Origin of the sequence: Dapis brunnea BLCC-M229 (assembly GCF_050015995.1) — a bacterium.
Lineage (GTDB): Bacteria > Cyanobacteriota > Cyanobacteriia > Cyanobacteriales > Microcoleaceae > Trichodesmium.
Map to the genome: position 1 here is coordinate 1 of NZ_JBNHEP010000319.1, position 6,436 is coordinate 6,436.

General features: G+C 37.5%; 5 protein-coding genes. 2 read left to right on the forward strand and 3 right to left on the reverse strand.

Features of this window, described 5'->3' with window-relative positions:
- Positions 1–414: 414 nt before the first annotated feature.
- Positions 415–1,761: a TldD/PmbA family protein gene (locus ACP6PM_RS36660; RefSeq protein ID WP_426591811.1), complete on the reverse strand. Its 1,347-nt coding sequence runs from the start codon at positions 1,759–1,761 to the stop codon at positions 415–417.
- Positions 1,762–2,535: 774 nt separating this feature from the next.
- On the opposite strand from ACP6PM_RS36660, the gene ACP6PM_RS36665 reads away from it, so the two are divergent.
- Positions 2,536–3,159, forward strand: coding sequence for an SWIM zinc finger family protein (locus tag ACP6PM_RS36665; RefSeq protein WP_426591812.1), 624 nt, complete (start codon positions 2,536–2,538; stop codon positions 3,157–3,159).
- Between the two features lie 847 nt (positions 3,160–4,006).
- Here ACP6PM_RS36665 and ACP6PM_RS36670 read toward each other — a convergent pair.
- Together ACP6PM_RS36670 and clpS are read right to left on the reverse strand one after the other, a co-directional pair.
- Positions 4,007–4,867 (reverse strand): CPBP family intramembrane glutamic endopeptidase, encoded by an 861-nt coding sequence (locus ACP6PM_RS36670; RefSeq protein WP_426591813.1) that lies wholly within the window; start codon positions 4,865–4,867, stop codon positions 4,007–4,009.
- A 166-nt stretch (positions 4,868–5,033) separates the two neighbouring features.
- Positions 5,034–5,315, reverse strand: coding sequence for an ATP-dependent Clp protease adapter ClpS (gene clpS / locus ACP6PM_RS36675; protein ID WP_426591814.1), 282 nt, complete (start codon positions 5,313–5,315; stop codon positions 5,034–5,036).
- A 329-nt stretch (positions 5,316–5,644) separates the two neighbouring features.
- Here clpS and ACP6PM_RS36680 point away from each other — a divergent pair, with 329 nt between their 5' ends.
- Positions 5,645–6,157: a DUF3172 domain-containing protein gene (locus tag ACP6PM_RS36680; protein ID WP_426591815.1), complete on the forward strand. Its 513-nt coding sequence runs from the start codon at positions 5,645–5,647 to the stop codon at positions 6,155–6,157.
- The last annotated feature ends 279 nt before the right edge of the window (positions 6,158–6,436 follow it).

Here is a 6,436-nt window from a genome sequence, read left to right on the forward strand (position 1 = left end):
GAACAGGGAACAGGGAACAGGGAACAGGGAACAGGGAACAGGGAACAGGGAATAGTAATTCTCGTTCCGTAGGATATAGATAAACAAGAAAAACAACTGTACCTCCGAGAGCTTGGGAAACGCTATATCAGTTATCAGTTATAGCGCTACTTGAAAAGGGAAAAGGGAAAAGGGAAAAGGGAACAGGGAACAGCAGACTATCAAAGGGTTTTTCTTATAGGGAAATGCTCCGCAAACAGGATTTAGAACTGCCCTAACCTTTGCTTCGACTGCTATATTAGTTAGCTTCCTGCGGAAGAACTGCCTCTGTTATCAGTTATCAGTTATCAGTTATCAGTTAGCTTCCTGCGGAATAACTGCCACTCCCCCACTCCCCTACTCCCTACTCCCTACTCCCTACTCCCTGTTTTATATCTAAATACTATCAGTCACACTACTAAAATTAAATGCCTTCACCCTCACCCCAGGCAAAACACTATTACCATAACGATCTACTTTGCTCACAGCATCCACATCCCGCAACATATCTGGCAAAACCTGATTAAACCGCAAATTTTTAATCGGATAAACCACTTTCCCATCCTCAACCCAAAAAGTACCATCCCGTGTCATCCCCGTTACCTCCAAAGTACGCGGATTCACATAACGCACATACCAGGAACGATTTACCAAAATAGCTCGCTCCGTCCGGGAAATCAAATCGGCCAAACTTTCCTCAGAACCCTGCATTACTATCGGAAACATAGAACCAGTAGGTTGCTTTCCCTGTTGTGCTGCCCAATACCGACTATAAGATAAGGTTTGTGGCACACCATCCTTAATTACTTCCAGATAATGATTACTCAACCCATCACCAGAAAAATTTCCTAACTGCAACAAAGGATGACCCGGATAACGTTGTAACTGCACCAATGGACTAAACATTTTTTCCAAAACTCGGTTGCCCTCAGGTTTCCCAGTTTCGTCAGTACGGGACATAAACGATCGCCCTTCATCTGCTGCTCGTGCATCCAGATTAAATATTAGCCAAATCAATAAATCAGCTAAAGCAGCTCCACTGAAAATCACAGGATAAACACCGGGACTAACTTCTTTGGGTTGGCGAGAAGCAAAGGCGCGATTAATCAACTCTTCAGTCAGACTTTCAGTGGGTAATTGATTTATACCCCAGGCAGTGCTACGACTCCAACTAGAGCCATTTTCGATTCTTGCCGTAAAGCTAAAGTCTGCTGTTGTATATTTATTACAGGCGCGTAACCCAAGTGAGTTGGCGATCGCTCGTAAAGATGTATCTGTACTCAGAGTACCGGAGCCATCTACTCCTGCTTTGGCACTCATGGCGCATACCTGTTGGACTATTTCTCCTCGTGCTAGGGGGGAGATAGTAGCAGTCAACTCATCAAAGGCCGGAGTACGATTTTCGTATTGTTGGGGTTCGAGCAGAGGCACCCACTCTGGGTCTTGTGGGGCGATACGGGCGAGTTCTTCGGAACGGCGAATGGTGGCTGTAATGGCATCTGGATCTAGTTCTGTGGTTGAGGCAGTGGCGCTGCGAGTGTCAAAATAGCTGGTGATGTTAAGTTCAAATTTTGTTTTGCTAATATTTTGGCTAATCTGATTTTCTGAGTAGCGAGTTAGGGATGATTCGTTGTTGCTAAGACTAACGAAAATACCTTCGGCGTCAGATTTTTTTACGGCTGTTTCTACTAAGGATAATGCTTCTTCTTGACTGAGAAGATTTGGTTTGATTTCTGTGGTCATTTCAGTTATCAGTTATTGTAAGTATTCAGCCGTCAGCTAGCTTCCTACGGAGGAAATGCCTCTTGCCTCCTTCGGAGGAGCTGCGCTAACAGAGGAGCTGCCTCTTTCAGAGGAGGTTCGCTAACGCTTTTCATGTCGCGAAGCGAAACGTTAACAGCTAGTCTCCTGCGGAGGAACTGCGTTAACAGCTATTGCTTTTGGTTTTACGACAAAAGCTTTTTTTAAACCTCGCTTAAGGGCGGGGTCTTATTAAGCCAGAGTTAAATCTTACTACAAAAGCGGGGTCTTATACCCCACATTCCGCACTTCAATTTGTAACATGAAAATTAGTATAAAATCCGTAACTGATCCGGTATTTATACTATGTTAAATATTAAGCATAAATACTTGCTGAATCATTGACTTCTATTAACAAATATAATTTTTTTCTTACTTTTGACTTTTGACTTATATTTTTATGCTACATTTTGTCGTGCGGAATGTAGGTTATACCATTTCACCCTCAAACAGTTAATTCAACTCCTCTGGTTGTTCTTTCTCCCCACATTTCCCACACTTCCCCCTCTTCCCCCTCTTCCTCCTCTCCCCACTCTTCCCTTTGGTTGAGATTTTGTCGGTTTGTAGTAAAGACTTTAGTCTTTTACAGGAAGTAACTTTTAAGGGTTGTCAACCCCTGTTTTTTTGAAGTATAATTGTAATATAAAAGGCGCTCATCTGATTGGGTTTTTCGCAGAGCGCCTGGAACAAAAAGTTAAATCACAGGAGGATTATATCATGGTTAATTGCATTGGTATTCAATCCACTCATTTTTCCCGCGAAATAGATTTTGAAATTCAACCATTAGTGCCGTTAGAAATTAAGATTGAAAGTATTAAAGTTGTTGGGGCTGGTAAAATTCCTCAAATAGTTTATCGCACATCAAAAGGACGGTGCAGCACTTTTTTATCTAAAGCAAATTTTCTGAATTGTTTGCTCTGTTTTTTGCAAATTAAACAGCGTCATTTTAGCAAAATTAAGAGTTATAATTTTCAGAATTCTGGGATTAACATAGATGCAGAAAATGGCAAGTCTTTTATTATTTATTCGGAAATATACGCTTTTTTGGAAAGATATAATCGAGCTGCTTTAGAAAAGTTAGAGGTTGAGTTGACTGCTGTTAGTTCTGTGGTTAGAAATCGAATTAAAGGAACTGTGGCTGAGGTAAATAATATTGGTTGTAGTTGTGCTGATATGGTTTATCGTCACACAATTTGTAAACATCAAATTGCTACTCATTTATATTTACAGTCAAATGGATGGGGTTCTTTAGCAGAATATTTACAACAAAATACAGGGAAAAAGTGGGAGGAAAAATTGTTAGCTATGGCTGAATTTGCTAAGTATGATTTAGGTCTTTAAAACGGTTAATAATTATCAGCTATAGTAGTGGAGGATTCAAACTTACCAAAATCCACACACTACTAATTTTAAAAATATATTTGGTTATTAACTCTAGGATTTTAACAATTAACTAATGACTGATAAGTATGATTTTTTTTTAACTTTTCATAGAGGCGTTATAGTCATTTCACTTATCAGTTATCAGTTATCACTACCCCTGCAATAAGGAGGCTTGAAATATGGAATATTCTATAATATAATTTTTACCAACTTCCCATAAAAACCTGCTTTTCTCTTACTACCCATATTCCGCACGTCAAGTTGTAATATTAAAAGTAGTATAAAAAATGGTAGCGCGGGTTCGTATTTATACTCTATAAATCCTATTCATTGACCTTTCTCAGGAGTCAGATTCTCAGGAAAATATTAAGCATAAATACTCAATTACTTACTCCTATTGACCACTTTAATTGCCTCCTGTCTCCTGTCTCCTGTCTCCTGTCTCCGTTTTTCATGCTACATTTTGTCGTGCGGAATGTAGGTTACTATCATTTCCACACTTTTTAATTTCTGACTTATAACCCTCTTTACTCTAAGGATTCAAGAATTTACAATTATGCTCAAATACGTTTTTACTACTTGTATAATTTGTTCTACCATTCAACTTAAAATCTATCGCATAAGTAAATTCATGCTACTCTTTAGTTTTATCTAATCCTTCTGCTTGACGATCTTCAATTTTTACTTTTACAGGTAAGAAATCCCATTTATCCCCCACTCCCCCACTCAAGATATGGGTTGAGAAGTTATTGAAAATGGTATAATGGGAAATAAGTAGGCAAAAATTTTCACTAAGATTTCTTTTTTAATCAGATATTTTATTTCTCATCCAGAAAGCGATCGCTCCTAAAAATAACAACCCCATTAAACCCGCCAAAGGATTTCCATCTATTCCAACTAACCACTCTCCAACCTCTTCAGAATATTTCACTAAACCACCCACATTGATAATGTAATATCCCCAAACTAAACCACTATGAATACCTATCGGAAAACCCAATAATTCCTGTTTTTTATTAGTAAATTTATTTAACTTTTTCCCACTACTACGTTTTGCCCAGACAAATATTAAACCCAATAAAACTAAACCAGGAAATTGCAGCCAAGTTCGTAAAATTTCCTCTAAAGGTTTAAGAAAATGTAGCACTGCATAAACAATACTACTCACCCATAAAACTATTTTTTCTTGATAATCTCGCTCCAACTCATCTAATAGCCAACCCCGAAATAATAACTCTTCAGCAAAACCAATACCTACAGAAACTAATAAACCTTCAACAATAAATTGCAGTAACTTTTCAGAAGGTGACTGCCATACTAGCAACCCCAAAAATATCTCTAATATAAACAGACTAAATAGACTAAATAAACCTATTCCTAAACCTTGGAAAAATAGTTGAAAATTGCGCCTATTTATTACTAGACCGTAGCGATGTAATAGGTGTGGTTCCTGATATACCTTATTTCCCCAAAACCTAACCAAAATAATAAACTCAATGTAGAGAATAGCGATCGCCAATATACTTACCAAGTTGGCATCCTGTCCAAAAAAATATATTGGTCCTGCCAGTGGTATCCAACTCAGAAGTAATGTTAAAATAAAAATTCCGATCCTTGCCGGAGTTGAAAACTTTGCTATTTTGCCACATAATGATAAATTAGGCATACTCAAGACTAAAAAAAATGATAAACCGAGTTTCTCAAAGTCGAAACTCGGTTTTTAGATTACATTGGGCTTAGGCAAAACAACGTATTTATCTGATTACGAATGACAGGGAAAATCTCAAGCCAATAATTTTGTCCTAGATGTTCTAAGTCCTGTTAAAATCAAATTACTCATCAGGTTCTATAGTGCTAGTTAGTCCCTGATTTTTCAAATTTTCGCAGTAGAACTCAGCATGTTCTAAAGCACAGGTAATTACCAGTGCAATACCACTATTGTGAGCTTCCATCATAATACTGACAGCTTGGGGCTGAGTTAAGCTCGGCACTGTCTTCATCAATGCTTGCACTACATACTCCATACTGTTGAAATCATCGTTATGGAGTAAAACGCGATAACGTGGTGCAAGTTTACGGACTGTGGAACGTTTTTCTATAGTCTCGACAGACACTACTTTATCCTGTTTAATAAAACTAATACAAGGTTTATATTTTTATATATATAACATAAAACTTAATATTACACTAAAATAATAAATAAAAAATTAGATTTTTGTCACCTGACTTTTTTATTTTAACTTTTGACTGAATAACCCCTGATTCGAGAGTTGTCATCGCATTAATCAAAATAGGTATTTTTAATACTTATTTATGCCTAGTCAACACTAATAATTTCCCTGCTAAAATTTGTTGTAGAAATATATTAGGAAAAACACAAATCGAGCTTCGCCCATGATTAATGGCCCAAAAGCCACTCAAATAACTTAAACAAAAATTATATATGAAACGTAGAACTCAAAGCACCAGTCAACCATCCAGATTCAATTATGCTACTCTGGCAATTTTAGGAGGAGTATTTGTTTTGGGTATTGGCATTGGCATTGCCTTTAGCTCCACTGCTAATTTTACCCCACAAAACGTGGCATCTCGTGAATTTATAGATCGCAGTGTACCAAACCCCGAACTTTGTGTACAGTTTGGAGCTAGCGCAATGGTAATGAATATGCGCGTTTTCTTGACTTTGAACCCTTTTAATGTATACATATCTCAGCCAGGTATAGAACCAGGATGTGTCATCCGCAGAAATAACTGGGCAATTCTAGAGCAAAGAAAATTAGTCAACAATGAGGAAGTGCGTAATTGTAAAAACCGGATGAACACCTTCGGGTATACAGGAAATATTAACGATGAACCAGAGATTGATTGCATTTATCAAAACGACAGCGCTCAAAACCTATTCTTGAAAAATCAACTAGGACCTGGTTTTGCTCCACCTGAAAATAACGATTTCTAATATCATGTCATATCATGTCCGGTTGAATAGTTATAAATAACGAGGGAGGAGTCAGGAGTCAGGAAGACCAAGTCAGGAGGGAAGAGGGGAAAAAGAAAGTATAAAAAGGAGAAAGTTTTTTGGTCGCGGAGTGCGGAACGGATTTCTATCGCGCTCTGATCCGGACATGATATCAGTTATAAATAAACGTTCAATAATTAATAATTAACAATTAATAATTAATAATTACCTCTTCTTATAACAGATAGGATTGGCTAAAAGGAATTTTTTTTCTTCTCA